Annotated in this window: 25 protein-coding genes, 1 rRNA gene and 1 pseudogene; 18 read left to right on the top strand and 9 right to left on the bottom strand. The window is 61.4% G+C overall.

The window, feature by feature from the left end; genetic code table 11:
* Positions 1-91: 91 nt before the first annotated feature.
* Both gluQRS and dksA read right to left on the bottom strand, forming a co-directional pair.
* Complete coding sequence (gene gluQRS / locus BM186_RS15045; protein ID WP_074916292.1) at positions 92-976, bottom strand: tRNA glutamyl-Q(34) synthetase GluQRS; 885 nt, start codon at positions 974-976, stop codon at positions 92-94.
* A gap of 50 nt (positions 977-1,026) precedes the next feature.
* Positions 1,027-1,473 (bottom strand): RNA polymerase-binding protein DksA, encoded by a 447-nt coding sequence (dksA, locus tag BM186_RS15040; protein ID WP_017675309.1) that lies wholly within the window; start codon positions 1,471-1,473, stop codon positions 1,027-1,029.
* Between the two features lie 259 nt (positions 1,474-1,732).
* On the opposite strand from dksA, the gene BM186_RS15035 reads away from it, so the two are divergent.
* Both BM186_RS15035 and sfsA read left to right on the top strand, forming a co-directional pair.
* Positions 1,733-2,914, top strand: a complete 1,182-nt coding sequence (locus tag BM186_RS15035) for a pyridoxal phosphate-dependent aminotransferase (protein ID WP_074916290.1) — start codon at positions 1,733-1,735, stop codon at positions 2,912-2,914.
* Positions 2,904-3,611, top strand: coding sequence for a DNA/RNA nuclease SfsA (sfsA, locus tag BM186_RS15030; protein ID WP_074916288.1), 708 nt, complete (start codon positions 2,904-2,906; stop codon positions 3,609-3,611). Before BM186_RS15035 ends, sfsA begins: the two co-directional genes overlap by 11 nt.
* 86 nt (positions 3,612-3,697) lie before the next feature.
* On the opposite strand, the gene BM186_RS15025 is transcribed toward sfsA, so the two are convergent.
* On the bottom strand, positions 3,698-4,015 hold the full coding sequence (locus BM186_RS15025) for a Rieske (2Fe-2S) protein (protein WP_074916286.1): 318 nt from the start codon (positions 4,013-4,015) through the stop codon (positions 3,698-3,700).
* A 301-nt stretch (positions 4,016-4,316) separates the two neighbouring features.
* On the opposite strand from BM186_RS15025, the gene BM186_RS15020 reads away from it, so the two are divergent.
* The 6 genes and pseudogenes from BM186_RS15020 (at position 4,317) to BM186_RS14995 (ending at position 9,511) form a co-directional block, all read left to right on the top strand.
* A complete protein-coding gene (locus BM186_RS15020) occupies positions 4,317-5,381 on the top strand; it encodes a hemin-degrading factor (RefSeq protein ID WP_074916284.1) in 1,065 nt (354 codons plus the stop codon).
* A gap of 59 nt (positions 5,382-5,440) precedes the next feature.
* Positions 5,441-6,340 carry a heme/hemin ABC transporter substrate-binding protein gene (locus tag BM186_RS15015; RefSeq protein ID WP_074916282.1) on the top strand — a complete coding sequence of 300 codons (900 nt, stop codon included), beginning with the start codon at positions 5,441-5,443 and terminating at the stop codon, positions 6,338-6,340.
* Positions 6,337-7,377: a FecCD family ABC transporter permease gene (locus BM186_RS15010; protein WP_074916280.1), complete on the top strand. Its 1,041-nt coding sequence runs from the start codon at positions 6,337-6,339 to the stop codon at positions 7,375-7,377. Before BM186_RS15015 ends, BM186_RS15010 begins: the two co-directional genes overlap by 4 nt.
* The gene (locus BM186_RS15005; RefSeq protein WP_021489307.1) at positions 7,377-8,144 is read left to right on the top strand and encodes a heme ABC transporter ATP-binding protein; all 768 of its coding nucleotides are present in this window, start codon (positions 7,377-7,379) and stop codon (positions 8,142-8,144) included. Before BM186_RS15010 ends, BM186_RS15005 begins: the two co-directional genes overlap by 1 nt.
* A gap of 15 nt (positions 8,145-8,159) precedes the next feature.
* Positions 8,160-8,991: pseudogene (locus BM186_RS15000) on the top strand (ChaN family lipoprotein).
* Positions 8,992-9,103: 112 nt separating this feature from the next.
* Positions 9,104-9,511, top strand: coding sequence for a nuclear transport factor 2 family protein (locus BM186_RS14995; protein ID WP_074916279.1), 408 nt, complete (start codon positions 9,104-9,106; stop codon positions 9,509-9,511).
* Positions 9,512-9,808: 297 nt separating this feature from the next.
* On the opposite strand, the gene BM186_RS14990 is transcribed toward BM186_RS14995, so the two are convergent.
* From BM186_RS14990 to BM186_RS14975, 4 genes are all read right to left on the bottom strand, one after another.
* Positions 9,809-10,606 carry a cyclic nucleotide-binding domain-containing protein gene (locus BM186_RS14990; RefSeq protein ID WP_017675299.1) on the bottom strand — a complete coding sequence of 266 codons (798 nt, stop codon included), beginning with the start codon at positions 10,604-10,606 and terminating at the stop codon, positions 9,809-9,811.
* 105 nt (positions 10,607-10,711) lie between these two features.
* Positions 10,712-10,984, bottom strand: coding sequence for a TfoX/Sxy family protein (locus BM186_RS14985; RefSeq protein WP_017675298.1), 273 nt, complete (start codon positions 10,982-10,984; stop codon positions 10,712-10,714).
* A 100-nt stretch (positions 10,985-11,084) separates the two neighbouring features.
* A complete protein-coding gene (locus BM186_RS14980) occupies positions 11,085-11,429 on the bottom strand; it encodes a pentapeptide repeat-containing protein (RefSeq protein WP_072424234.1) in 345 nt (114 codons plus the stop codon).
* Between the two features lie 87 nt (positions 11,430-11,516).
* Positions 11,517-13,079, bottom strand: a complete 1,563-nt coding sequence (locus BM186_RS14975) for a bifunctional aminoglycoside phosphotransferase/ATP-binding protein (RefSeq protein WP_074916276.1) — start codon at positions 13,077-13,079, stop codon at positions 11,517-11,519.
* A gap of 114 nt (positions 13,080-13,193) precedes the next feature.
* On the opposite strand from BM186_RS14975, the gene mrcB reads away from it, so the two are divergent.
* From mrcB to BM186_RS14960, 3 genes are all read left to right on the top strand, one after another.
* Positions 13,194-15,512 carry a penicillin-binding protein 1B gene (gene mrcB / locus BM186_RS14970; protein ID WP_139228014.1) on the top strand — a complete coding sequence of 773 codons (2,319 nt, stop codon included), beginning with the start codon at positions 13,194-13,196 and terminating at the stop codon, positions 15,510-15,512.
* A gap of 66 nt (positions 15,513-15,578) precedes the next feature.
* Positions 15,579-16,259 carry a tetratricopeptide repeat protein gene (locus BM186_RS14965; RefSeq protein WP_074916273.1) on the top strand — a complete coding sequence of 227 codons (681 nt, stop codon included), beginning with the start codon at positions 15,579-15,581 and terminating at the stop codon, positions 16,257-16,259.
* A complete protein-coding gene (locus BM186_RS14960; RefSeq protein WP_074916271.1) occupies positions 16,259-16,588 on the top strand; it encodes a YqcC family protein in 330 nt (109 codons plus the stop codon). Before BM186_RS14965 ends, BM186_RS14960 begins: the two co-directional genes overlap by 1 nt.
* An 18-nt stretch (positions 16,589-16,606) precedes the next feature.
* Here BM186_RS14960 and BM186_RS14955 read toward each other — a convergent pair whose 3' ends face one another.
* On the bottom strand, positions 16,607-17,041 hold the full coding sequence (locus BM186_RS14955; protein WP_074916269.1) for a DUF4124 domain-containing protein: 435 nt from the start codon (positions 17,039-17,041) through the stop codon (positions 16,607-16,609).
* Between the two features lie 400 nt (positions 17,042-17,441).
* Between BM186_RS14955 and BM186_RS14950 the strand changes: the two genes are divergently transcribed.
* The gene (locus tag BM186_RS14950; protein ID WP_072424228.1) at positions 17,442-19,166 is read left to right on the top strand and encodes an acetolactate synthase 3 large subunit; all 1,725 of its coding nucleotides are present in this window, start codon (positions 17,442-17,444) and stop codon (positions 19,164-19,166) included.
* Position 19,167: 1 nt separating this feature from the next.
* Positions 19,168-19,659: an acetolactate synthase small subunit gene (ilvN, locus tag BM186_RS14945; RefSeq protein WP_003462832.1), complete on the top strand. Its 492-nt coding sequence runs from the start codon at positions 19,168-19,170 to the stop codon at positions 19,657-19,659.
* 54 nt (positions 19,660-19,713) lie between these two features.
* Here the strand turns inward: ilvN and ilvY are convergent, their stop codons facing one another.
* The gene (gene ilvY, locus BM186_RS14940; RefSeq protein ID WP_072424227.1) at positions 19,714-20,595 is read right to left on the bottom strand and encodes an HTH-type transcriptional activator IlvY; all 882 of its coding nucleotides are present in this window, start codon (positions 20,593-20,595) and stop codon (positions 19,714-19,716) included.
* A 126-nt stretch (positions 20,596-20,721) separates the two neighbouring features.
* Here ilvY and ilvC point away from each other — a divergent pair, with 126 nt between their 5' ends.
* The 5 genes from ilvC to BM186_RS14915 form a co-directional block, all read left to right on the top strand.
* Positions 20,722-21,738, top strand: a complete 1,017-nt coding sequence (ilvC, locus tag BM186_RS14935) for a ketol-acid reductoisomerase (RefSeq protein ID WP_011921089.1) — start codon at positions 20,722-20,724, stop codon at positions 21,736-21,738.
* A 147-nt stretch (positions 21,739-21,885) separates the two neighbouring features.
* The gene (gene pssA / locus BM186_RS14930; RefSeq protein WP_074916267.1) at positions 21,886-22,701 is read left to right on the top strand and encodes a CDP-diacylglycerol--serine O-phosphatidyltransferase; all 816 of its coding nucleotides are present in this window, start codon (positions 21,886-21,888) and stop codon (positions 22,699-22,701) included.
* A gap of 66 nt (positions 22,702-22,767) precedes the next feature.
* Complete coding sequence (msrP, locus tag BM186_RS14925; protein WP_026088415.1) at positions 22,768-23,778, top strand: protein-methionine-sulfoxide reductase catalytic subunit MsrP; 1,011 nt, start codon at positions 22,768-22,770, stop codon at positions 23,776-23,778.
* Positions 23,778-24,404: a protein-methionine-sulfoxide reductase heme-binding subunit MsrQ gene (msrQ, locus tag BM186_RS14920; protein ID WP_074916266.1), complete on the top strand. Its 627-nt coding sequence runs from the start codon at positions 23,778-23,780 to the stop codon at positions 24,402-24,404. The genes msrP and msrQ overlap by 1 nt, the downstream gene beginning before the upstream one ends.
* Before the next feature lie 566 nt (positions 24,405-24,970).
* A 16S ribosomal RNA gene (locus BM186_RS14915) occupies positions 24,971-25,097 on the top strand; the annotation flags it as partial.

Here is a 25,097-nt window from a genome sequence, read left to right as displayed (position 1 = left end):
CCACAAACTTGAAGCCAGCCTGTCTGGCGCGTAGCCCGGATGAAATCCGGGGATGCCTGCACATCGTTCCCGGATTGCATCCGGGCTACGGCTACTTCAATTGTGCTTCGGCCAGGGTGCGGCTTTGTGGAATGCGCGTGGCGTCCCAGTTGGCGATGCCCCAGGCCAGAAGCTCGGCAGGTGCCGCGCCTTGCAGGTCGGTGGGTGGCTGCTGGCCCAAGGCTCGCAGAGCGCGCAGCAGCAGAGGTCCGGCCTGGTCGGCGGGCAGTGGTGGCGAGCGGTAGCTCTTGCCCAGCTTGTGGCCATCGGGCTGGATGATCAGCGGCACGTGTAGATAACGCGGTTGTGGCAGCCCGAGCAGTTCCTGCAGGTAGAGCTGGCGCGGCGTGGAGTCGAGCAGGTCGGCGCCGCGCACCACGTCGGTCACCCCCTGCCAGGCATCGTCCAGCACCACGGCGAGCTGATAGGCGAACAATCCATCACGCCGTCGGATCACGAAGTCGCCCACTTCACGGCCCAGGTGCTGGCGAAATTCGCCCTGCACGCGGTCGATGAAGTGGTAGTCCAGCTCCGGTACGCGCAGGCGGACGGCGGCGTCGTGATCAGGATGGCAGGCGTTACGGCAAAACCCCGGATAGATGCCAGCGTAGCCTTCCAGTTGCTTGCGCGAACAGGTGCACGCATAGGCCAGACCCTGACTGAACAGGCGGGCGATCACTGCTGCATATTCGGCATGCCGCTCGCTCTGGCGCACCAGTTCGCCGTCCCACTCGAAACCGTAGCTCTCCAGCGTGCGCAGGATCGCGTCCTGTGCGCCAGGTATTTCTCGTGGCGGGTCGAGGTCCTCCATGCGCAGCAACCAGCGGCCGCCGACGGCGCGGGCATCGAGGTAGGAGGCGAGGGCGGCGACCAGCGAACCGAAGTGCAGGTAGCCGCTGGGCGTGGGGGCGAAGCGCCCGATATAGGCAGTGTTCATGGAGCCAAGGCCAGAAACAGAGCGGGGCGCCTAAGCGCCCCGTCGTCAGATCAGGAACCGATCTGCTTTTCCTTGATTTCCGCCAGCGTCTTGCAGTCGATGCAAAGAGTCGCGGTCGGGCGGGCTTCGAGGCGGCGGATGCCGATTTCAACACCACAGGAGTCGCACCAACCGTAATCGTTGTCTTCGATCAGTTGCAGCGTCTCGTCGATCTTCTTGATCAGCTTGCGCTCGCGGTCACGGGCGCGCAGTTCCAGGCTGAACTCTTCTTCCTGGCTGGCGCGGTCGGCCGGGTCCGGGAAGTTGGCCGCTTCGTCCTGCATGTGGTGCACGGTACGGTCGACTTCCTGCATCAGCTCCAGCTTCCACTTATTGAGGATGCTGGTGAAGTGAGCGCGCATCGGCTCGCTCATGTATTCCTCGCCCTTCTTCTCTTGATAAGGCTCGAAACCACGAATCAGCTGGCTGGTGCTTTTGGCTTTTTCTTTTGTGGGCATGGATGACGCCTCTCACTCTTTCTAATCCATCGCGCAGGTTATTCCATTGCCAGGCGTTTGTCCGGCCCTGCGACTGCAAGCCGGCGAACTTACCAGATCGAATCGGGGCGCGCTACTCCCGGTTGTCTCTGCCCTGTCCCGGGGTATGAACGAAATCTGCATGTGACTGGCCAGTAAGCGTAGCGGCGCTTTGGCGACCTTGCCGCGGGCTCAAGCTGCCCTGCTAGAATCCGCGCCTCGCAACCCTGAAGACAGACCCATGGCCCAGCTCTACAGTGCGCGCAGTCGCGCCATCGAACCCTTTCATGTGATGGCCTTGCTGGCGCGTGCCAACGAATTGCAGGCGGCTGGTCACGATGTGATTCATCTGGAGATTGGCGAGCCGGATTTCACCACCGCCGAGCCGATCATCCGCGCCGGGCAGGCCGCACTGGCTGCCGGGCATACCCGTTACACCGCCGCGCGTGGCCTGCCGCAGCTGCGTGAAGCCATCGCCGGCTTCTATGCCGAACGTTACCGGTTGAATGTCGACCCGCAGCGCATTCTGGTGACGCCGGGCGGCTCGGGTGCGTTGCTGCTGGCCGCCAGCCTGCTGGTCGATCCCGGCAAGCACTGGCTACTGGCCGACCCGGGCTATCCCTGCAACCGCCACTTCCTGCGCCTGGTCGAAGGCGCCGCGCAACTGGTGCCGGTCGGCCCGGACGTGCGTTACCAGCTCACTCCGCACCTGGTGGAGCGGCATTGGGACTCGGACAGCGTCGGCGCCCTGGTCGCGTCGCCGGCCAACCCGACCGGCACCCTACTGCACAAGGACGAGCTGGCGGCGCTATCGACCTGCCTCAAGCAGCGCGGCGGCCATATGGTGGTGGACGAGATCTACCACGGCCTAACCTACGGCTGCGACGCGCCGAGCGTGCTGGAGGTGGATAACGATGCCTTCGTGCTCAACAGTTTCTCCAAATATTTCGGTATGACCGGCTGGCGCCTGGGCTGGCTGGTGGCGCCCGAGGCGGCCGTGCCGGAGCTGGAAAAGCTGGCGCAGAACCTCTACATCAGTGCGCCGAGCATGGCCCAGCATGCCGCGCTGGCTTGCTTCGAGCCGGCCACGTTGGCGATCCTCGAAGAGCGCCGTCACGAATTTCAGCGCCGCCGCGACTACCTGCTGCCGGCGTTGCGCGAGCTGGGCTTTGCTATCGCCGTGGAGCCGGAAGGTGCCTTCTATCTATATGCAGATATCAGCGCCTTCGGCGGCGACGCCTTCGCTTTCTGTAGGCACTTCATCGAAACCGAGCATGTGGCCTTCACCCCGGGCCTGGATTTCGGCCGTTACCAGGCCGGGCACCATGTGCGTTTCGCCTACACGCAGAATGTCGAGCGCCTGCAGCAGGCGGTCGAGCGTATCGCCCGTGGCCTGAAGAGCTGGAAGCCTGATGCGCTTTGATCCGCCGCTGGAAGAGGGGCGTCTGTTGCGCCGCTACAAGCGCTTTCTCGCCGATATCGAGACCGCCAGCGGAGAGCAGATGACCATCCACTGCGCCAACACCGGCTCGATGCTCAATTGCATGAGCGAAGGGTGCCGGGTGTGGTTCAGTCGCAGCAATGATCCCAAGCGCAAGTTACCGGGCAGTTGGGAAATCAGCGAAACGCCGCAAGGGCGTCTGGCCTGCATCAATACCGCGCGGGCCAATGCGCTGGTGGAAGAGGCGCTGCGTGCCGGGCTGATCACCGAGTTGGCCGGCTTCACCGCGCTCAAGCGCGAGGTGGCCTACGGGGTGGAGAACAGCCGCGCCGACTTTCGTCTGAACTACCCGGAAGGGCCGGTCTATGTCGAGGTCAAGAGCGTGACGCTGGGCTTCGATGATAGCGACGTGGCGGCCTTTCCCGATGCGGTGACGCAGCGAGGCGCCAAGCACCTGCGCGAGCTGGCAGCGCTGGCGCGTGTCGGTGTGCGGACCGTGCAGCTGTATTGCGTGAACCTTTCCGGTATCCGCGCCGTGCGCGCTGCCGAGGAAATCGACCCTGCCTACGCGGCCGGCTTGCGCGAAGCCAAGGCATCGGGGGTTGAGGTGCTGGCTTATGGCGCCGAGCTCAGTTCCGAGGGGATCGCCCTGGTTCGTCGGCTGGAAGTACTGGGGTAGGGTGCGCTGCGCGCACCGACTCTTTGCTACATCCTGTCCGCAACAATTGCGACATCATCCATATCGCCTGGTGCGTATGGCGCACCCTACGGCGCGATCCAGATCCCGTTCGCATCTTCCCTGCACGTCAGTCTCTGCAGTGCCTGCCCCTCGCAGGGGCCCGCCACGCATTCGCCGTTCTCGATCAGAAACAGCGCGCCATGGGTCGCGCAGCGGATCAGGCTGCCGCTGTCATCGAGAAAATCGTCCTTCTGCCATTCCAATGCAATGCCACGATGCGGGCAACGGTTGAGGTAGGCATGCACCTGGCCAGCCCTGCGCACGGCGAGCAGGTTCAATTGGTCGATCACAAAGCCCCGGCTCTGACCTTCGGCCAGTTCGTGTGGGGCGCACAGGCGAATCATCGCGGTTTCCCGTTAGCGTGGAAGTCGCTTAGTGGCGACCTCTGATGATCTTCTCCCTCCTGAGAGGGGGCGCATAGCGCCGCAAGAGGGGCGGATTATCCCGCAAGAAGAAAGAGGGCGCATCCATGCTCAGGTATGACGCCTAAGCCCGAGGTTGGCGGCGTTGCCATGATTGGGGCGGCAGATTACTACTCCATATATAAGTGATTCTCATGTAGATTATCGCTCTGTTTTGTTGGTGCCGGCCTAGCATCAGTGCTGCAAAGAGACTGGCAATCGCCCGCGAGGAAGGACTGTTCCCATGAGTACCGCTCCAACTGCTGCCGCTCAGGCGGTCGATCTTTTCCAGGCTTGGCAAGCGTTACGCCTGCAACAACCACGTCTGCGCGCTCGCGAGGCGGCAGCGCAGCTGGGCGTGAGCGAGGCCGAGCTGACTGCAAGCCGTCTGGGCATCGACACCCAGCGGCTGCGCCCGGATTGGGCCGAGTTGCTGCCGGCACTCGGCGCGCTCGGCCATGTGATGGTGCTGACTCGCAACGAGCACTGTGTCCATGAACGCAAGGGGCTGTACCGCGAGGTGAGTGTTGCCGCATCTGGACAAATGGGCCTGGTGGTGTCTGCCGATATCGACCTGCGTCTTTTCCTTGGTGGATGGGCCAGCGTGTTCGCCGTCGCCGAGCAAACCGCCAAGGGCACCCAGCGCAGCATCCAGGTGTTCGATCAGCAGGGCATTGCCGTGCACAAGGTCTACCTGACCGAACGCAGTGAGCTGAGCGCCTGGCAGCCGCTGGTCGAACGCTTCGCTGGCGAGCAGAGCGCCGAATTGCAGTTGTTGCCGCCGCCAGCCGCGCCGGTGCGCAAGGCCGATGCGGAGGTCGACAGTCAGGCGCTGCGTGAAGGCTGGGCGACGCTGCAGGACACCCACCATTTCTTCGCCCTTTTGAAGAAGCATGAGGTGGCCCGTACCCAGGCGTTGCGCCTGGCGGGTGAGCAATGGGCGCAACCGTTGGCGACTTCTGAGTTGACGGCGCTGATGGAGCAGGCTGCTGCCCTTGAAGTGCCGATCATGGTGTTCGTCGGCAACCGCCACTGCATTCAGATTCACACTGGTCCGGTGCACAACCTGCGCTGGATGGACAGCTGGTTCAACGTGCTTGACCCCGACTTCAACCTGCATCTGCAGACGCGCGGTGTGGTCGAGTTGTGGCGCGTGCGCAAACCCAGCATTGACGGGGTGATCACCAGTCTGGAGGCCTTCGATGCCGAGGGCGAGCTGGTGGTCCAGCTGTTCGGTGCGCGCAAGCCGGGCATGGCCGAGCGCGCCGACTGGCGCGAGCTGGTCGAATCATTACCTGTGCTGGCCTGAACCGAGTGTGCCGGCCTCCCGCAGGGGCCGGTCGATGTCACCTTCGAGGAGTCGAGATCATGCGTCTTGCCAATATCCTGGGCGGCCTGGTGGCTGTCCTGCTGTTTCCCAATCTGGTACTGGCAGCCGAGCCCTTGCCGCAGCGCTGGGTGAGTTCCGGTGGCGCGCTGAGTGAGTGGGTGGTGCTGCTTGGCGGTGAGAGCAAGCTGGTGGGCGTCGATACTACCAGTCGTCATCCCGCCTCGCTGACCAAGCTGCCCAGCGTCGGTTATCAGCGGCAACTGGCGGCCGAGGGCATTCTCGCCCTGCGTCCGGACCTGCTGCTCGGCAGCGAGGAGATGGGCCCGCCACCAGTGCTCGCGCAATTGGCGGCGGCGGGTGTGCGTATCGAACGCCTGACTGCGCGAGCCGAGTTGGATAGCCTGCAGGCCAACCTGAAGCGCCTGGGCCAGTTGCTCGGTGATGAGGCGGCAGGGCAACGCGCCTTTACCGATTACCAGGAGCGCCTGCAGACCCAGCAGCAATGGGTCGAGCAGGCGCAGCGCAGTCAGGACGTGCCTGGTGTGTTGCTATTGCTCGGTCATGCCGGTGGCAGTCCGCTGGTGGGTGGTATCGACACCGCTGCAGATTGGCTGATCAGCCGTGCCGGCGGGCGCAACCTGGCCAGTCACAGCGGCTACAAGGCGTTGTCCAACGAAGCGCTGCTGGCGCTCGATCCGCAGGTCGTGGTGGTGGCTGATCGCGCCTTGGAGGGTGACGCAGCCAGGCAGGCCCTGCTGCAGCAGAACCCTGCCCTGGCCGGTACCCGCGCGGCGCGCGAGGGACGTTTACTGGCGCTGGACCCGACCCTGCTGGTCGGTGGCCTGGGGCCGCGCGTGCCGGATGGGCTGGCGATGCTAGCCGCAGGCTTTTATCCTGCCAGCCAATTTCCGACAACCGAAGCCAAGCGCGAGCCATGACCTCCTCTTTTTCGACGCGCCCATTGTTCATCGCACTGGGCCTGCTGCTCGTGCTCGTGCTGTGGCTGTCGCTGGCGCTCGGACCGGTCAGTCTGCCATTGGGCGATACCATGCGTGCTGCGTTGCGTTTGCTGGGCCTGCCTCTCGCGGCGGATGCATCGATCCAGCAGGCGGAATTGATCCTGTCGCAGATCCGCATGCCGCGCACCTTGCTTGGGCTGGCCGTAGGCATGGTGCTGGCGCTCTGTGGCGTGGCGATGCAGGGGTTGTTTCGCAATCCACTGGCTGACCCCGGTCTGGTCGGCGTCTCCAGCGGCGCCGCGCTGGGCGCTGCGGTGGCCATTGTCGGCGGCGCTGCGTTCGGCGGCTTGCCGGAAGCCTTCGCGCCCTATCTGCTGTCGGCCTGTGCCTTCGTCGGTGGTTTGCTGGTCACGGCGTTGGTCTACCGTCTGGGCCGACGTGACGGGCAGACCAATGTGGCGACCATGTTGTTAGCGGGTATCGCCCTGACCGCGCTGGCCGGTGCGGCCATCGGCCTGTTCACCTACCTGGCGGACGATGCGACCCTGCGTACCCTGACCTTCTGGAACCTGGGCAGCCTCAATGGTGCCAGTTACACGCGGCTCTGGCCGCTGTTGCTGGCCACGTTGGCCGTGGCGCTGTGGTTGCCGCGACGGGCGCGGGCGCTGAACGCGCTGCTGCTGGGCGAGTCGGAGGCACGCCACCTCGGTTTCGATGTCGAGCGCCTCAAGCGCGAGCTGGTGTTCTGTACGGCATTGGGTGTCGGTGCTGCGGTGGCGGCCGCCGGCCTGATCGGCTTCATCGGCCTTGTGGTGCCGCATCTGATGCGCTTGCTGGTGGGCCCCGATCATCGCCTGTTGCTGCCTGCCTCGGCGTTGGCCGGCGCGAGCCTGCTGCTGCTGGCCGACCTGATCGCGCGCCTGGCGCTTGCGCCTGCCGAGTTACCGATCGGCATCGTCACGGCGCTGATTGGTGCGCCGTTCTTTCTCTATCTGCTGGTGCGGGGGCGAAGCTGATGCTGCGGGTCGAACAGCTGGAAGTCCGCCGCGGGCAGGGCGTGGTGCTCAGTGGCATCGATCTGCAGTTGCACCCCGGCGAAGTGCTGGGTGTACTGGGGCCCAACGGTGCGGGCAAGAGCACCTTGCTGGCGGCGATGACCGGCGAGCTGCCGGCCAGCGCCGGGCAGGTGACGCTGGATCAGCGCGCGCTCGATGACTGGGCCGGACCGGAGCGCGCCAGGCGCCTGGCTGTCCTGCCGCAGAGCTCCAGTCTGAATTTCGCCTTCCGCGTAGAAGAAGTGGTCGCCATGGGCCGTCTGCCCCATGACAGCGGTCGCGTGCGCGATGCGCAGATCGTGCAGCAGGCGTTGCAGGCAGCCGATGCTGTTCACCTAGCGGGGCGCAGCTATCTGGCGTTGTCCGGCGGGGAGCGCCAGCGCGTGCACCTGGCGCGGGTGCTGGCGCAGTTGTGGCCAGGCGGTGAGGGGCAGATCCTGCTGCTCGATGAGCCGACCTCGATGCTCGATCCGCTGCATCAGCACACCTGCCTGCAGGCGGTTCGTCGTTTGGCCGAATCCGGCGCGGCGGTACTGGTGATCCTCCATGACCTCAATCTGGCCGCACGTTACTGTGACCGCCTGCTGTTGCTGGAGCAGGGCCGGGCGCATGCGCTGGGTACGCCTGCCGAAGTATTGCGGGCCGAGCCCCTGCAGGCCGTGTTCGGTCTGGAAGTGCTGGTGCAGACTCATCCTGAACGCGGTCACCCGCTGATCGTTGCACGCTGAATGTTGGAGCCCTCGATGCGAGTCGTACTGCTGAGCTGTCTGATGATGCTGGCTGCCTGCCAGGGCTCACCTATGCCACCGCCTGCGCCGCTCGCTCCACTGGGGCATGAGCATGCTGATCTGGGGCGTATCGTCGATCTCGCCAGCGGGCAGGCGATCAGCCCTGAACAACTGCTTGATCGCCTGGCAAGGGCCGAGCGGGTACTGGTCGGTGAGCAGCACGACAATCCTGATCACCATACCCTGCAGCTCTGGCTGTTGCGCGAGCTATCCAGGCTGCGCCCGCAGGGCAGCGTGTTGATGGAGATGCTCAACCCCGATCAGCAGAACAAGGTCGATCAGGCCCAGACAACTGCGCGCGCGGGGCAGGCGATTACCGATCCGTTCGCTACCCTGGCCTGGCAACCTGGATGGGATTGGTCGCTTTACGGGCCGCTGGTCATGCATCAACTGCGTCAGCCCTATCCCTTGCTTGCGGCCAATCTGGATCGTGCCGAGATCATGCAGATCTATCGCCAGCGCCCTGTGCTCGGGGGGGGAGCGCTCTGGTGCAGCCGAGGTGCAGGAGCGTTTGCTGGCCGATATCCGTGAATCGCACTGCGGCCTGCTGCCGGACAGCCAGTTGCCGGCGATGCTTGCTGTGCAGCAACAGCGTGATCGGCGCATGACCGAGGCATTGCTGGCGGCGCCGCAGCCCAGCGTGCTGCTGGCCGGCGCCTTCCATGTACGCAAGGACCTCGGCGTTCCACTGTATCTGGCGGACCTCAGCGCGCAGGCTGGCAACGCAGTACTGATATTGGCCGAAGTCGGCCGTGCGGTGGACGCCTCCATGGCCGATTACGTCTAGTTCACGGCAGCGCAGCCGGAGCGGGATCACTGCGCCAAACTGCGACCCTAGCCGCCTTTCGCGGGCGGCCTGCAAGGTATCCTCGGCGCTTTGCCGATTCGGAGCCTGGCCTATGTCCATCGACGTTCGCGACCTGCTGCAAGGTTATTTCAACGCCCTCAATGATCGTGATATCCGCGCCTGTATGGCACTGGTCAGCGACGAGTTGATTCTGCAGCCCAATCAGGGTTTCACCGAACACGGGCGCGATGCATTCGCGGCTTTTCTGGAGCGGCAGCTGCATTGCTATCGCGAGATGATCGAGTCGCTGGTGATCTTGGTCGAACCACAAGGGCGACATGCCGCCTGCGAGTACCGTGTCATCGGCGAGTACCTGGCTACCGACGATGGCCTGCCGGACGCCTGCGGGCAGCGTTACGAGATGCGCGTCGGCGCCTTCTTCGAGATCCAGCACGGGCTGATCGCGCGCATCAGCCTGCATTTCAATTTGCCGGACTGGCTGGCTCAGGTCGACGACTAGACCCCGCTAAGGGCTTCGTGCGGAGACGGCAGGACGCACTTTTGTCCAGGCAAAAAAAGACCCGGCAAGAGCCGGGTCAATAACCGTGATTAGCCTGATGAGGAGATAATCTGAAGAGTCCGACTGAATGGTCTCTTTAGCTTATCGGCTGATCTCGCGACCAGTTGAGATAATAATAACAATTCTCATTACATAGTCAACGCCCTTTTGAGAACTTTTCTCAGAAAGTTTCTGCCGGGCTCATAAATGCAAAAACCCGGCACGGGGCCGGGGTTCGCTGAGGGGTGGGATGGAGACTCAGGATTCCCCAGGCAAGCGCAGCTGAGTGACTTCCTTGTTCAGCAGGTCGATGCGTCGGGCCATGCTCTCGATCAGGCTGTGAGCGATGCGCGGGTTGCTTTGCATCAGACTGAGGAATTGTTCCTTGGGAATCACCATCACCGTGCAGGGTTCGCTGGCGACAACCGTGGCGCTGCGCTTCTCGCGAGTGAATACCGCCATGGCGCCGAAGATTTCGTCCTTTTGCACATCGCCGACCTTCTGCCCGTCGACGTAAGCCTCGGCGTGGCCCTCGATGATGATGAACACGTGGTCAGCTTCATCGCCCTGATGAATCAGCTCCTCGCCGGCAGCGAAATGCTGGAAGCCAGTCGCCGGACGGATCTCCGGCTGTTTCAGACGTGCCAGTGCGTCGGACAGTAGGGCGGTATGGCCGATCAGATATTGAATGAACTGTTCCTGGCGCTGCTCGCTGGCATAGATGTGCTGGAACGTTTCGCTGCGCGAGTAGGGAATCAGGCTGATGGGTTCTTCGCTGCTGTAGCGGCAGGAGGGGAGGTCGATGCCCTGGCGCAGGCCGACCAGATCGCCCTCTTGCAGATAGAACAATGGGCGTTCATCGACCAGCGCATGCAACAGGCCGTTCTCGATGATGAATAGCTGGTTGCCAGGCAGTACCTGGGCCAGATCATCGACACGCTCCAGACGCAGTGGCTCACCCGCGGGTTGCAGCCCTTCCAGCAGCTGAGTGGGGATACTCTGCAGGCGATTGATCAACTGATCGGCGTAGGCCGGTTGCTCCCCGAGTAAATACATAACCGTAATTCCTTGAACTGGCTGGACTGGCTGACCACACGAAGGTCCCTGAAACAATAGGCTGTGCGGCTCTTCGAGTAAATCACCTTGCACTGGTGTTGTGAGCTAGCTCTTGTTGTGGCTCTGGGCTTCGTCCAGCTTGCCGTTCAGTTCGGCTTTGTGCGCGGGGGGGAGCTCACTCCAATGCACATTGAGCAGCGCGCCCTCGATGGCGTAAAGCAGCACCTTGGATGCACGAAAACCGCGCGCCCTGACCGCGCGATAGGCTCCGACAGCGCCGTAGCGACGCAGGTCGTTGGCGCTGTGGATCCCTACGGCGTGCAGCCACTGCGCCGAGGTCTTGCCCAGGTTCTTCAGGTGTTGCAGTTCGTCGTTCATCGGGCCTCCATGCGTGCGGGTGAAAGGTTCACGTTGGCGTGCCTGCCAAGAAGTGTAGCGGCCAATGGCCTGGGTGCTTCGCGTCGTCGCTCGAAGTGCGCTACTTGGTGCGATAGCGCAGGCGAGTGCCGAAGTTGACCGACATGAGAATCTCGTCGGCGGTCAGTTCGGCTGGAAAGTAGGCGCCAGAAATCTGCGCGTGGGCCAGGCTGGCCCCTTCGATCCGGGCATTGCGAAAGTCCAGGCCACGCAGGTCTGCTCCGCGAAAATACGCGTCGTTGAAATTGACGGCGTCGGTGTCCATGTTGCGCAGGTCGAGCCCGCGAAAGTCGCCGCCGGACAGATCGACCTCCACACCTTTTGGCTTCTGCGCATTGAAGCCTTTCACATCGTCGTTGTGCAGCAGGTGGTAGAGCGGATGATCAAGCTGGCGTGGCTGACTCATGGCGGATACCGGTGATGGCTTCACCGGCAGTATAGAAGCCCTGCCAGGGTTTGCCTGGCAGGGCGTGCCGACTGCTTGGGGCCATGCTCAGATCCCTGGCAGGCGCTGGCGAATACGCTCGACCAGGCTGTCCAGGCTTGCGCTGTCATGTGTATCGACACGCTTGCTGTGGCTCTGCTCCTCATCGTCGAGCGGCTCGCGGCTGGTTTGTTGGGCCTGGATCACTTCCAGCGTCGCATCGGAAGGGTCCTGGCCTGCGCTGCGGCGCTGCTCCAGCCAGCTGGCAATCACGGCTTGCGGCGCATGGCAGTCGAGAATCAGGAAGGGCACGCCGGTCTCTTCGGCGACTTCGCTGGCGGCCTGGCGTTGCGCTGCCTTGAGATAGGTTGCGTCGATCACCACGGGGAAGCCTGCCAGTAGTGTCTGACGCGCCAGTTGATGCAGCCGCTGGTAGGTCGCCTGACTGGCGTCAGTGCTGTAGATACCGGCGGCCAGCTGATCCTTGGCTTCGGCGCTTTGTTCGCCGAACAGGCGCTTGCGCTCGATGTCGGAGCGCAGGCGGATGGTGCCCAGTGCTTCCACCAGGCGCATGGCCACGTGGCTCTTGCCGACTGCCGAGACGCCATGGGTGATGGCCAGGAAGGGCGATGGAATGGCGCTGTAGCTTTCCGCCAGTGCGGCATAGGCGCGGTACTGGCGCAGGATGACCGCCCGTTGTACCGAACTCTCTTCTTGCCCCAGGCGAAACAGCGCGACCTTGCCGCGCACCATGGCGCGGTAGGCCTTGTAGAAGTTCAGCAGTTGCAGGGCGGCATAATCGCCAGTGCGCTCCAGCCAGCCGCTGATAAAGCGACGTGCCAGGCATTTGAGGCCGCGGTCTTCGAGGTCCATGGCGAGGAAGGCGATATCGGCGGTGACGTCGGTAAAGCGGAAGGGTTCGTTGAACTCGATGCAGTCGAACAGCACCACTCGACCGTCGATCTGGGCGGCGTTGCCCAGGTGAATATCACCATGGCATTCGCGGATGAAACCCTGTGCCTTGCGTTCGCTCAGCAGTGGTTGCAGGCGTTCGTAGCTGGACTGGGCCCAGGCCTCGAGGGCATCGAGTTGCTGCAGGTCTGCCTGCTCGCTGAGCATCGGCCGAATCTGGTCGAAATTCTGCTGCACCGGAACCATTACCGCTTCTGCGCTACCCAGCGGATGTTCCTGCGGCACCTTCGGTGCGTTCAGATGAAAAGTGGCGATCTGCTCGGCCAGGGCGTCGATATGGGCGTCGTTCAGTTCGCCACGTGCCTGGATGGCGCTGAGCAGTTGCTCTTGCGGGAACTGGCGCATTTTCAGCGCGTATTCGATGACTGGCGTGCTGCCGTCGAGACTGGGCGCGTCTTCACTACCGCCTACCGGCAACACGTCCAGATACAAATCCTGGGTCAGGCGCTGATTGAGGCGTAGCTCTTCTTCGCAGAAATGACGGCGTGCATCGAGCTCGGTGAAGTCGAGAAACCCGAAATTGACCGGTTTTTTGATCTTGTAGGCGTAGGGGCCAGTGAGCAAAACCCAGGAAATGTGGGTCTCAATGACCTGAAACCCATCCACAGGATGCGGATACAGGGCCGGGTTCTGCAATGCGGCAATCAGGGCTTGGCTCACGTTCGATCCTTGTTCTAGACGCTGTTCGAGCTGGGCATTATGGCCGCTGTGAGCTGCTCTGCAAACCATCCAGGCGGCCTGCTGGCCCCTATGTAAAGTGCGTATAATCCCGCCATGACTCGAAAACGCTCCCCCCGCTCAAACAAAAAATCCCGCTCGTCCGGTATGCGTCCCTGGTTTGCCTGGGGCCTCAAGCTCGGTCTTGTTGGTCTGGTGATCCTTGCTGGCTTTGCCGTTTATCTCGATGCCGTGGTGCAGGAAAAGTTTTCCGGCAAGCGCTGGACGGTGCCCGCGAAGGTCTACGCCAGGCCGCTCGAACTTTTCGTCGGGCAGAAGCTGGCCAAGGACGATTTCTTGCGTGAGCTCGATGCGCTGGGCTATCGCCGCGAGAGCACGGTCAACGGGCCGGGCGCAGTGTCGGTGGCCGGTAACAACATCGAACTGCACAGTCGCGGCTTTCAGTTCTATGAAGGTGCCGAACCGTCACAGAAGGTACGTGTGCGCTTCTCTGGCGATTACGTCGCCGGTCTGACCCAGGCCAACGGCGGCAACCTGGCGGTAGCCCGACTCGAGCCGCTGCTGATTGGCGGGCTTTACCCGGCGCATCAGGAAGATCGCATCCTGATCAAGCTGGATCAGGTGCCGGCCTATCTGATCGATGCGCTGGTGGCAGTCGAGGATCGCGACTACTTCGATCACTTCGGCGTGTCACCCAAGGGTATCGCCCGTGCTCTGTGGATCAACGCCACGTCCGGGCGCCTGGTGCAGGGTGGCAGTACCCTGACTCAGCAGTTGGTGAAGAACTTCTACCTGACCAACGAGCGCACCCTGGTGCGTAAAGCCACCGAAGCGATGATGGCGGTGCTGCTCGAGTTGCACTACGACAAGCGCGAGATTCTCGAGGCCTATATGAACGAGGTGTTCCTCGGTCAGGATGGTCAACGCGCGGTGCATGGTTTCGGTCTGGCCAGCCAGTACTTCTTCAGTCAGCCGGTTTCCGAGCTGAAGCTGGAGCAGGTCGCGTTGCTGGTGGGCATGGTCAAGGGCCCCACCTACTTCAACCCGCGGCGCAATCCTGAGCGTGCGCTGGCGCGCCGCAATCTGGTGCTCGATCTGCTTGCCGAGCAAGGCTCGATCACCCCCGAGGAAGCCGCAGCAGCCAAACAGAAGCCGCTTGGCGTGAGCGCGCGCGGCAGCATGGCTGACAGCTCGTTCCCGGCTTTCCTCGATCTAGTCAAGCGTCAGTTGCGTGAAGACTATCGTGAGCAGGATCTGACCGAAGAAGGCCTGCGCATCTTCACCAGCTTCGATCCGATCCTGCAGCTCAAGGCAGAAGAGGCGCTGGCCGAGACGCTCAAGCGCCTGGCTGGGCGCAAGGGTGTGGATGAAGTGCAGGCTGGCATGGTGGTGACCAATCCTGAGACCGGGGAAATTCAGGCATTGATTGGCAGCCGCCAGCCGCGGTTTGCCGGTTTCAATCGGGCGCTGGATGCCGTGCGGCCGATTGGCTCGCTGATCAAACCGGCTATTTATCTGTCTGCGTTGGAGCGTCCCAGTCAGTACACCCTGACCAGTTGGCTGGAGGACGAAGTGTTTTCCATCAAGGGTCAGGATGGCCAGGTCTGGACGCCGCAGAATTACGACCGCAAGGCTCATGGCACCATCTACCTGTATCAGGGGTTGGCGCAGTCCTACAACCTGTCCACGGCCAAGCTCGGCCTGGAGATCGGCGTGCCCAACGTGCTCAAGACGCTCGAGCGACTGGGCGTGGAGCGCAAGTGGCCGGCCTATCCGTCGATGCTGCTCGGTGCGGGGGCTCTGACGCCGATGGAAGTGGCAGGCATGTATCAGACCCTGGCCAACGGTGGCTTCAATACGCCGTTGCGCGGCATTCGCAGCGTGCTGACCGCCGATGGCCAGCCGCTCGGTCGTTATCCATTCCAGATCCAGCAGCGCTTCGATCCAGGCGCCATCTATCTGGTGCAAAACGCCATGCAGCGCACCATGCGTGAAGGCACTGGTCGCTCGGTTTACAGCCAACTGCCCAGCTCGCTGAATCTGGCGGGCAAGACCGGTACCAGTAACGACTCGCGCGACAGCTGGTTCGCTGGCTTCAGTCAGGATCTGCTGTCGGTGGTGTGGCTGGGGCGTGACGACAACGGTCCGACCCCGCTGACCGGTGCGACCGGTGCACTGCAGGTCTGGACCGGGTTCATGCGCAAGGCGGATCCGCTGCCGTTGGATATGCCGATGCCGGACAACGTCACCCAGGCCTGGGTGGATCGTCAGACTGGTCTGGGTTCGGCTTCGGGCTGCCCGAATGCGGTGCAGATGCCTTATATTCGCGGCAGTGAACCCGCTCCGGGCTCTGCTTGCGGTATTCAGGCTCCGGTCGAGTCCGTGATGGACTGGGTCAAAGGGTGGTTGGAATAACGGCCGGATCGAGTGATTCGGTGTTACCTGAGAGGATTGGATGTGAACAAGAAGTGGCTTGCCACTATGCTGGCAACGGCGGTGTTGAGTGGTTGCAGCACGGTACCGCAGGGATCGATTCCGGTGATCGATGCCGGCTCTCCACTATCGTCGGGTGGTTCTGGTCCGTCGACCAGCCCAACCCCCGCAGCTGCGCCGCAGCGTATCGAGGAGGACTCCGGTGTTGTTGTGATGGTGCCGCAGGGTGCCGTCTCGACGCCATTACAGACCGACTCGCAGCCGATTACCTCCAGTGGCGGCCTGACCTTCGATCCGCCCGTGAGTAGCCAGCCTTCTGCGCCCAGCCAAGGCAGCTTCGGCAACTCGGCACCGAGCATGCCCAGTGGCATCCCCAGCGGTGGCGGCCTGGCTGCTGACGAGCAACTGGATGGACCGGTTCTCGCGCTGCTGACCACTGCTCAACAGCAACAGGGCGGTGGTGATCTGAATGGCGCCGCCTCCAGTCTGGAACGTGCCCAGCGCATCGCCCCGCGTGAGCCGCAGGTGCTCTACCGTCTTGCCGAGGTTCGTATGGCTCAGGGCGATGCAGCGCAGGCCGAGCAACTGGCCCGTCGTGGTCTGACTCAAGCCAGTGGTCGTCCGGCGCTGCAGGCCAGCCTGTGGGATCTGATTGCCCGCGCCCGCGAGCGCCAGGGGGATCCCGCTGGTGCGGCCCAGGCCCGCGAACGCGCACGAGTCAATCTCTGATGGATGCTCGGGCAAGCGCATTGGCCGAACACCTGCTGCTGATCGAGCGTGAGTTACGTGTGCAGGGTTGGTGGCAGGAGGAGGCGCCGAGCGCCGAGGCCCTGGCCAGCCCGGAGCCGTTCTGTGTCGATACGCTGGCGTTCGAACAATGGCTGCAGTGGATTTTTCTACCGCGTATGAAGGTTCTGCTGGAAACCGATGCAGCATTGCCCTCAGTATCGGGCATTCAGGCCATGGCGGAGATGGTCTATCAGCAGCAGCCGCGCGTTGCACGTCGGCTGCTTGAACTACTCGGCGAGTTCGATCGCCTGATTACGCGCACGCCTTGAGGGCGTGCACGTAGTTCATTATTTGCAGCTTTCTGTGATGGACTTCTTCAGTTCCGCGATGCGTTCCTGACGTTCATCCTCGCCAATACGGCGCAACTCGCCACCATCTTCAATTCTGACGCGTGGGTTGTTTTCCAACTGCGCAAGGTTGGTGCGTGCTGTCTCGCAGTACTGCTTGCGCTCGGCTTCCTGCTTCGCCACATCTTCCTTGACCTTCTTGTCGATGGCCGCCTGCTCAGGGTCGAGCTGCTCTTCTATGCTCGGTGCCGGCTCACTTGGCGCAGGTCGTGGAGGCGGGGCCGCAGTATTGATGGTCGTGGACTCTTGACCCTGCGGAGGTTGCGCGCCGAAGTGGGTCACGCCTTTGTCATCTACCCACTTGTAAACCTGGCTGGCCATGGCGGATGTGCTCAAAGCGAGCATCAGGGTGCCAGTAAGAATCATGTGGCGCATGCTGTTTCCTTTATCGAGAGCGGCGGTGCTGATGGTTACTATAACCAAAAGCCGGCAATCTTCATCCTGCGCTGCGTCACAGCAGCAGGTTGAATAATAGGTTAGTCATCACTTGACTTGCCCTCGCCGAACCCGAACAATCCAGCCTTCCCCGTAGTGGAGTCCGCCGCAAGCGTCCTTCAGCTCGGGGAAAAGAGGCGCTACCCGCGCCGAACCGTGACACCCGCAACGCGTTACCTCGCGCTGGGAGGGTCGGCCCCGCAAGACCATGGGCTGCTCCGTTACTCGTCAAGCTGATGTTCCGAATCCACGATCACCGTCGTGCGTGTCCGCTGACAGTAAGACCTACTTAGGGCTACCCGTTGTCGGGTGGCATACTGGCGTTCAAGAGGTGAACAACGTGGAGCTTTTATCCGGCGCTGAAATGGTCGTCCGCTTCCTGCGTGACGAAGGCGTTAAGCATATCTATGGGTACCCCGGTGGTGCTCTCCTGCATATTTACGATGCCCTGTTCAAAGAACCGGAAGTGACCCACATCCTGGTCCGTCACGAACAGGCAGCGACCCATATGGCTGACGGCTATGCCCGCGCCACCGGTAAGGCCGGTGTGGTGCTGGTGACCTCTGGCCCCGGCGCGACTAATGCCATCACCGGTATTGCCACCGCCTACATGGACTCCATTCCGATGGTGGTGATCTCCGGCCAGGTGCCGAGTGCCATGGTCGGTACCGATGCTTTCCAGGAAACCGACATGGTCGGTATTTCCCGTCCGATCGTGAAGCACAGCTTCATCATCAAGCACCCATCGGAAATCCCCGAAGTGCTGAAGAAGGCGTTCTACCTCGCTGAATCCGGCCGTCCCGGTCCGGTCGTGGTCGACATTCCGAAGGACATGGGTGATCCCACCCAGAAGTTCGAGTACGTCTATCCGAAGAAGGTCAAGCTGCGTTCCTACAGCCCGGCGGTGCGTGGCCACTCTGGCCAGATCCGCAAGGCTGCCGAGATGCTCCTGGCTGCCAAGCGTCCGGTCATGTACTCCGGCGGTGGCGTGATCATGGGCGGCGCTTCCGCGCCGCTGACCGAGCTGGCGCAAATGCTCAACCTGCCGGTGACCAACACCCTGATGGGCCTCGGTGGCTATCCGGGTACCGATCGCCAGTTCATCGGCATGCTCGGTATGCACGGCAGCTACACTGCCAACCTGGCGATGCACCATGCCGACGTGATCCTGGCAGTCGGTGCGCGCTTCGATGACCGCGTGATCAACGGCGCGGCGAAGTTCTGCCCGAACGCCAAGATCATCCACATCGACATCGACCCGGCTTCGATCTCCAAGACCATCAAGGCCGACATCCCGATCGTTGGCCCGGTGGACAGTGTGCTGACCGAGATGGTCGCCATCCTCAAGGAAATCGGCGAAACTCCGAACAAGGACACCGTTGCCAGCTGGTGGAAACAGATCGACGAGTGGCGTGGTAGCGGCCGTCTGTTCCCTTACAACGAGGGCGACGGTTCGATCATCAAGCCGCAGACCGTGATCGAAACCCTGTGTGACGTGACCAAGGGCGATGCCTTCATCACCTCCGATGTCGGCCAGCACCAGATGTTCGCTGCGCAGTATTACCGTTTCAACAAGCCCAACCGCTGGATCAACTCTGGCGGCCTGGGCACCATGGGCTTCGGTTTCCCGGCTGCGATGGGTATCAAGCTGAACTTCCCGGATGCCGACGTGGCGTGCGTCACCGGCGAGGGCAGTATCCAGATGAATATCCAGGAGCTGTCGACCTGCCTGCAGTACGACCTGCCGGTGAAGATCGTCAACCTGAACAACGGCACCCTCGGCATGGTTCGCCAATGGCAGGACATGCAGTACAACAGCCGTTATTCGCACTCCTACATGGAGTCGCTGCCGGACTTCGTCAAACTGGCCGAGGCCTATGGCCATGTCGGCATGCGCATCACCTCGCTGAAGGACCTCAAGCCCAAGCTGGAGGAAGCCTTCGCCCTGAAGAATCGCCTGGTGTTCCTCGACATCGCGGTGGATTCCAGCGAGCACGTCTATCCGATGCAGATCAGAGACGGTGCGATGCGTGACATGTGGCTGAGCAAGACGGAGCGGACCTAAGATGCGACACATCATTTCCCTGCTGCTGGAAAACGAGCCGGGCGCACTGTCGCGCGTGGTTGGTCTGTTCTCCCAGCGTAACTACAACATCGAAAGCCTCACCGTTGCACCAACCGAGGATCCGACGCTGTCGCGCCTGACCCTCACCACCGTTGGTCAGGATGAGGTGATCGAGCAGATCACCAAGAACCTCAACAAGCTGGTCGAGGTGGTCAAACTGGTCAACCTGTCGGAAAGCGCGCACATCGAACGCGAATTGATGCTGGTCAAGATCAAGGCCACCGGCGCCCAGCGTGCCGAGGTCAAGCGTACGACCGACATCTTCCGCGGCCAGATCGTGGATGTGACCAGCAGCGTCTACACCGTGCAACTGACCGGCACCAGCGACAAACTGGACAGTTTCATTCAGGCTGTTGGCACTGCATCGATCCTGGAAACGGTGCGCAGTGGTGTCACCGGTATCGCGCGTGGCGACAAGGTACTGAGCATCTGATTGTTGCAGTAATGCAGAGCCCCGCCTGGTGCGGGGCTTTTTATTGTCTGGCATTCAGCGCTGACGATTCCAGAAGGCGGCGATCAGCGGGTCCTTGAGGCGCTTTTCCAGTGCGAACAGGCCAATGTCATAAGCGGTAAGCGGTGGCTGGATATCGTAGATACGGATGCGGGCAGTCAGCGGGCTGTTGTCCAGCACGATCTGCGGTACCACCCCGATACCGAAGCCCAGACTGACCATGCTGACGATCGCTTCGTTGCCGCTGACCTGGGCATAGATGCGCGGTTTGATGTTGTGGCTTTTCAGCCAGCGGTCGGTGCGCGTGCGGGCCAGGCCTTCCTCGGAGAGGATCATCGGCACGTCCTTCCAGCTCTCTGAAGTTGGGTTGCGCAGTTGTTCTTCGTTCAACAGCTGGGGAGCCTGTGGGCCGATGAAGCGCAATTCCGAGCGAGTGATCGACTGGAATTCCACTCCGCTCGGCAGGCTGTCGGGGAGGGCGCCGATGGCCAGGTCCTCCAGTCCCTGCTGCACCCGTTCAACGGCCTTGGCCGGATCTCCGGTATGCAGTTTCATTTCGATGCGTGGGTAGTCCTGGCGAAAGCTGCTAAGAATGTCATAGAGGAAGCTGTAGCTGGCGGTAACCGAGCAATACAGCGACAGCTCGCCATGCAGGTTCAACTGGTCCTGCATGAAGGTCTGGCGAATCGCCTGCCAACCATTGATGACCTCGCTCGCATACTCGCGAAACTGTTGGCCTTCTCGGGTCAGGCGCACCGAGCGGTTGTCGCGTACGAACAGGGCAGCACCCAGTTCGTCCTCGAGCTGCTTGATGCTGCGGCTGAGTGCGGACGGGCTTACATGCTGCTCGCGGCTGGTGCGACCGAAGTGCAGGTTGTCTGCCAGGGAGAGAAAAAGCCGGAGGGAATGGCTGTCCATTTATGTTTCATATATCGGCATGTTGTATTGCAAATATATCATTTTACGCAATGGTGCGGATCACTTAAGGTGTCTTCGTCGCGGTGCCTCGCACCCCATCCCTTTCGATTCAAAAGAGCCAAGAACATGAAAGTTTATTACGACAAAGATTGCGACCTCTCCATCATCCAGGGCAAGAAAGTCGCCATCATCGGTTACGGCTCCCAGGGCCACGCCCAGGCCTGCAACCTGAAGGACTCCGGCGTTGACGTCACCATCGGCCTGCGCAAAGGCTCCGCTACCGTTGCCAAGGCCGAGGCTCATGGCCTGAAAGTAACTGACGTCGCCAGCGCGGTCGCTGCTGCCGATCTGGTCATGATCCTGACCCCGGACGAGTTCCAGGGCCAGCTGTACAAGAACGAGATCGAGCCGAACATCAAGAAGGGCGCTACCCTGGCCTTCTCCCACGGTTTCGCCATTCACTACAACCAGGTCGTGCCGCGTGCCGATCTCGACGTGATCATGATCGCGCCGAAGGCCCCGGGCCACACCGTACGTACCGAGTTCGTCAAAGGCGGCGGTATCCCTGACCTGATCGCCGTTTACCAGGACGCTTCCGGCAACGCCAAGAACGTTGCCCTGTCCTACGCCTCGGGCGTTGGTGGCGGCCGTACCGGCATCATCGAAACCACCTTCAAGGACGAGACCGAAACCGACCTGTTCGGTGAGCAGGCCGTTCTCTGCGGCGGCACCGTCGAGCTGGTCAAGGCCGGTTTCGAAACCCTGGTAGAAGCCGGCTACGCGCCGGAAATGGCCTACTTCGAGTGCCTGCACGAGCTGAAGCTGATCGTTGATCTCATGTACGAAGGCGGCATCGCCAACATGAACTACTCGATCTCCAACAACGCCGAGTACGGCGAGTACGTGACTGGTCCGGAAGTGATCAACGCCGAATCCCGTCAGGCCATGCGTAACGCCCTGAAGCGTATTCAGGACGGCGAATACGCCAAGATGTTCATCAGCGAAGGCGCCACGGGCTACCCGTCGATGACTGCCAAGCGTCGTAACAACGCTGCTCACGGTATCGAAGTGATCGGCGAGCAACTGCGAGCGATGATGCCGTGGATCGCTGCCAACAAGATCGTCGACAAGACCAAGAACTAAGGTCTGCGATGTGCGAAAGAGCGCGGCTTTATGCCGCGTTTTTTCGTTCTGTAGCGAGGCTTCTGGTATAAAGCCAGCTCGCCGGGTGGCGAACTGAGTTCAGCTACCCGGGTCGAAATTTTTCAAACCCGTTGCAAGGTGCTGTTCATGAGTGAAGGTCCCGAGGATCAAAAGCCGGCTGGCGACAATCTGGAAAGCCTGCTGCCGATCGACGAGCACATAGAGGAAGGGCAGGACGCGGAGGGGCGCAAGGTGCGTCACCGTGGTATCTACCTGTTGCCCAATCTGTTCACCACGGCCAACCTGTTCGCCGGCTTCTACTCCATCATCAATGCTATGAACGGCAACTTTTACGTGGCCGCCGCCGCGGTGTTCGTTGCCATGGTGCTCGATGGTCTGGATGGTCGCGTGGCGCGCCTGACCAATACGCAAAGTGCATTCGGCGCCGAGTACGACTCGCTTTCAGACATGGTGGCCTTCGGCGTTGCGCCGGCGTTGCTCGCATTCGAATGGGCGCTGGGCAGCATGGGCAAGGTTGGCTGGATGGTCGCCTTCATCTATGTCGCTGGTGCAGCCTTGCGCCTGGCACGTTTCAATACGCAGATCGGTAGTGTCGACAAGCGCTACTTCATCGGTCTGGCCAGTCCGGCTGCGGCGGGTGTCGTTGCTGGCACTGTCTGGGCGTTCAGTGACTTCGGCATCAAGGGCTCGAACATGTCCTTCGCCGTGGCGCTGCTGGTGGCCGCTGCGGGATGCCTGATGGTCAGTAACATCAAGTACTACAGCTTCAAGGATCTGGATCTGAAGGGGCGCGTGCCCTTCGTAGCCATTCTCGCCGTGGTGCTAGTGTTCGCCGTGGTGTTCAGCGATCCGCCCCGTATCCTGCTGCTGATCTTCCTCGCTTACGCTTTTTCGGGGCCTATTCAGTACCTGTTGCAATTACGCCGTCGTAAAACGGTGTGACGCTGTAATTTCTTCCGTACTCCGTGGTCTACAGTTCGTTTCTCGAACTGTAGTCGCGGAGTCGCCATGCTCATCCGAGTTCCTCCTTCCTCTCGAGCCCTCGAGTCCGAAGTCACCCCCGAGTCTGTTTATCTCTCTCGTCGCAAGCTGATGCAGGGCTCGCTGGCGCTGGCGGCCATGGCTGCCATGCCGGGTCTGGCCAGTGCTGACACTCCAGGTGTCTACGCCGATGTCGAGCCGTCGAAGGCTCCGGGCTGGTTTCAAGAGAAGCTGGCGGCGGCGCGTTGGCAGGCGATAACCGCTGAAGGTGAAAGCATCACGCCCTTCAAGGACGCCACGCACTACAACAACTTCTATGAGTTCGGTACGGGCAAGGGCGACCCGGCAGCCAATGCCGGCAAGTTGCAGGTCGAGCCCTGGACGGTGATGGTCGATGGCGAAGTGAGCAAGCCTGGGCGCTACTCCATCGAGGATTTGGTCAAACCGCATGCATTCGAAGAGCGTATCTACAGGCTGCGCTGCGTCGAGGCCTGGTCCATGGTCATTCCCTGGCTGGGTTTTCCGTTGGCTGATCTGCTCAAACAGGTCGAACCCACCTCGTCGGCTCGCTATGTGCGCTTCGAGACGCTGGTCGATCGTGAGCGCATGCCGGGGCAACGCTCGGGGTTCTCGCTGATCGATTGGCCCTATGTCGAGGGGCTGCGGCTGGATGAGGCCATGCATCCGTTGGCCTTCATGGCCGTCGGCATGTACGGACGTGTTTTGCCAAACCAGAATGGGGCGCCTCTGCGCCTGGTAGTGCCTTGGAAGTACGGGTTCAAGAGCATCAAATCCATCGTGCGGATAAGTCTTGTGGGTGAGGCGCCCAAAACTACCTGGGAGCGTATCGCGCCGAATGAGTACGGCTTCTATGCCAACGTCAATCCGCAGGTCGACCATCCGCGCTGGTCGCAGGCGACCGAGCGACGTTTGCCCAGCGGGTTGTTCAGCCCCAACGTGATCGATACGCGGATGTTCAATGGCTACGAGGAGGTCGCTGACCTCTATGCGGGCATGGATCTGTCGAGGTACTACTAATGCGCTACAGGCTCTGGCGCGTCGGCGTATTCCTGGCTGCATCGGTACCGCCGCTGTATTGGCTGTACTGCGCCGTCTTCAATTTGCTGGGGCCTGACCCCGGCAAGGTGATGGTGGATAACCTGGGGCTCGGAGCCCTGATCCTTCTACTGATCACCCTGGCGATGACCCCTTTGCAGCAGTTGACGCGATGGGGTGGGTGGATTGCCGTGCGGCGACAGCTAGGACTCTGGTGCTTTGCCTACGTGGCGCTGCACCTGTCCGGCTATGTCCTGTTTATCGCCGGGTTGCGACTGGAGCTGGTGCTGCGCGATCTTTCCGAGCGCCCCTATATCATCGTTGGTGCATTGGCTTTTGTGGGCTTGCTGGCTCTGGCCGTTACCTCGAACCGTTTCAGTATTAGAAAGCTGGGTCGTAAGTGGAAAACGCTGCATCGCCTGATCTACGTCATCTTGCTGCTGGCCTTGTTGCATATGCTCTGGGTGGTGCGTGCTGACCTGGGGGAATGGCTCGCTTACGCGTTGATCGGTGGCGCGCTGCTGCTGATGCGTCTCTCCGCTGCCGCGGGCGCATTACAGAGAGCGGGCGTCCTTTTTCGAGAGAATCCAAAGAAAATCGAAATATAGGCTTGACGCGCATTCTGCTGGATGTAGAATGCGCGCCACTTCAGCGATGAAGCGCTTCAAAAACTGCTTGTTAATCAATAAGTTAAGTTGAATGAAGGGCTTGCAAAGCTAGATCTGGCGTGTAGAATGCGCGCCGGTCGACAGGGCGGTGGTTTGGTTCTGTTGGTGGTTCGGTCGAATGGATCGAAAGCGGTTTGAAAGAGGTGGTTGACAGCGGTTTTGAACGCTGTAGAATGCGCCTCCCGCTGGAGAGAAGAAGTTCTGATCGAAGGCGCAAGTGGTTGAGTAGAAAGAAGTTTCTCCGGAAACAAATTCGAAAAACAGCTTGACAGATACAAGGGCTGCTGTAGAATGCGCGCCTCGGTTGAGATGAAAGGCTTAACCAACTGTTCTTTAACAACTGAATCAAGCAATTCGTGTGGGTGCTTGTGAGGTAAGACTGATAGTCAACTGATTATCAGCATCACAAAGCAACACTCGTTAATTCGAGAGTTACCTTTCATTAATTTGAAAGTTTTGCGATTGCTGAGCCAAGTTTAGGGTTTTCTCAAAACCCAAGCAGTATTGAACTGAAGAGTTTGATCATGGCTCAGATTGAACGCTGGCGGCAGGCCTAACACATGCAAGTCGAGCGGATGAGAGGAGCTTGCTCCTTGATTTAGCGGCGGACGGGTGAGTAATGCCTAGGAATCT

The sequence above is a fragment of the Ectopseudomonas toyotomiensis genome, from assembly GCF_900115695.1.
GTDB lineage: Bacteria > Pseudomonadota > Gammaproteobacteria > Pseudomonadales > Pseudomonadaceae > Aquipseudomonas > Aquipseudomonas toyotomiensis.
The sequence above is the reverse complement of the archived record's forward strand: the minus strand, read 5'-3'. Positions and strand labels throughout refer to the sequence as shown.

What these genes read in the sequence shown, in the direction of transcription:
- BM186_RS15015 (WP_074916282.1), top strand. Translation starts at nt 5,441, where the DNA reads ATGCGTCTTGCCAATATCCTGGGCGGCCTGGTGGCTGTCCTGCTGTTT.
- BM186_RS14960 (WP_074916271.1), top strand. Translation starts at nt 16,259, where the DNA reads ATGGATGCTCGGGCAAGCGCATTGGCCGAACACCTGCTGCTGATCGAG.
- BM186_RS14980 (WP_072424234.1), bottom strand. Translation starts at nt 11,429, where the DNA reads ATGAGTCAGCCACGCCAGCTTGATCATCCGCTCTACCACCTGCTGCAC.
- msrP (WP_026088415.1), top strand. Translation starts at nt 22,768, where the DNA reads ATGCTCATCCGAGTTCCTCCTTCCTCTCGAGCCCTCGAGTCCGAAGTC.
- BM186_RS14965 (WP_074916273.1), top strand. Translation starts at nt 15,579, where the DNA reads ATGCTGGCAACGGCGGTGTTGAGTGGTTGCAGCACGGTACCGCAGGGA.
- BM186_RS14990 (WP_017675299.1), bottom strand. Translation starts at nt 10,606, where the DNA reads ATGTATTTACTCGGGGAGCAACCGGCCTACGCCGATCAGTTGATCAAT.
- pssA (WP_074916267.1), top strand. Translation starts at nt 21,886, where the DNA reads ATGAGTGAAGGTCCCGAGGATCAAAAGCCGGCTGGCGACAATCTGGAA.
- ilvC (WP_011921089.1), top strand. Translation starts at nt 20,722, where the DNA reads ATGAAAGTTTATTACGACAAAGATTGCGACCTCTCCATCATCCAGGGC.
- ilvY (WP_072424227.1), bottom strand. Translation starts at nt 20,595, where the DNA reads ATGGACAGCCATTCCCTCCGGCTTTTTCTCTCCCTGGCAGACAACCTG.
- ilvN (WP_003462832.1), top strand. Translation starts at nt 19,168, where the DNA reads ATGCGACACATCATTTCCCTGCTGCTGGAAAACGAGCCGGGCGCACTG.
- BM186_RS14995 (WP_074916279.1), top strand. Translation starts at nt 9,104, where the DNA reads ATGTCCATCGACGTTCGCGACCTGCTGCAAGGTTATTTCAACGCCCTC.
- BM186_RS15010 (WP_074916280.1), top strand. Translation starts at nt 6,337, where the DNA reads ATGACCTCCTCTTTTTCGACGCGCCCATTGTTCATCGCACTGGGCCTG.
- mrcB (WP_139228014.1), top strand. Translation starts at nt 13,194, where the DNA reads ATGACTCGAAAACGCTCCCCCCGCTCAAACAAAAAATCCCGCTCGTCC.
- BM186_RS15025 (WP_074916286.1), bottom strand. Translation starts at nt 4,015, where the DNA reads ATGATTCGCCTGTGCGCCCCACACGAACTGGCCGAAGGTCAGAGCCGG.
- BM186_RS14985 (WP_017675298.1), bottom strand. Translation starts at nt 10,984, where the DNA reads ATGAACGACGAACTGCAACACCTGAAGAACCTGGGCAAGACCTCGGCG.
- gluQRS (WP_074916292.1), bottom strand. Translation starts at nt 976, where the DNA reads ATGAACACTGCCTATATCGGGCGCTTCGCCCCCACGCCCAGCGGCTAC.
- BM186_RS15005 (WP_021489307.1), top strand. Translation starts at nt 7,377, where the DNA reads ATGCTGCGGGTCGAACAGCTGGAAGTCCGCCGCGGGCAGGGCGTGGTG.
- BM186_RS15020 (WP_074916284.1), top strand. Translation starts at nt 4,317, where the DNA reads ATGAGTACCGCTCCAACTGCTGCCGCTCAGGCGGTCGATCTTTTCCAG.
- msrQ (WP_074916266.1), top strand. Translation starts at nt 23,778, where the DNA reads ATGCGCTACAGGCTCTGGCGCGTCGGCGTATTCCTGGCTGCATCGGTA.
- dksA (WP_017675309.1), bottom strand. Translation starts at nt 1,473, where the DNA reads ATGCCCACAAAAGAAAAAGCCAAAAGCACCAGCCAGCTGATTCGTGGT.
- BM186_RS14955 (WP_074916269.1), bottom strand. Translation starts at nt 17,041, where the DNA reads ATGCGCCACATGATTCTTACTGGCACCCTGATGCTCGCTTTGAGCACA.
- BM186_RS15035 (WP_074916290.1), top strand. Translation starts at nt 1,733, where the DNA reads ATGGCCCAGCTCTACAGTGCGCGCAGTCGCGCCATCGAACCCTTTCAT.
- sfsA (WP_074916288.1), top strand. Translation starts at nt 2,904, where the DNA reads ATGCGCTTTGATCCGCCGCTGGAAGAGGGGCGTCTGTTGCGCCGCTAC.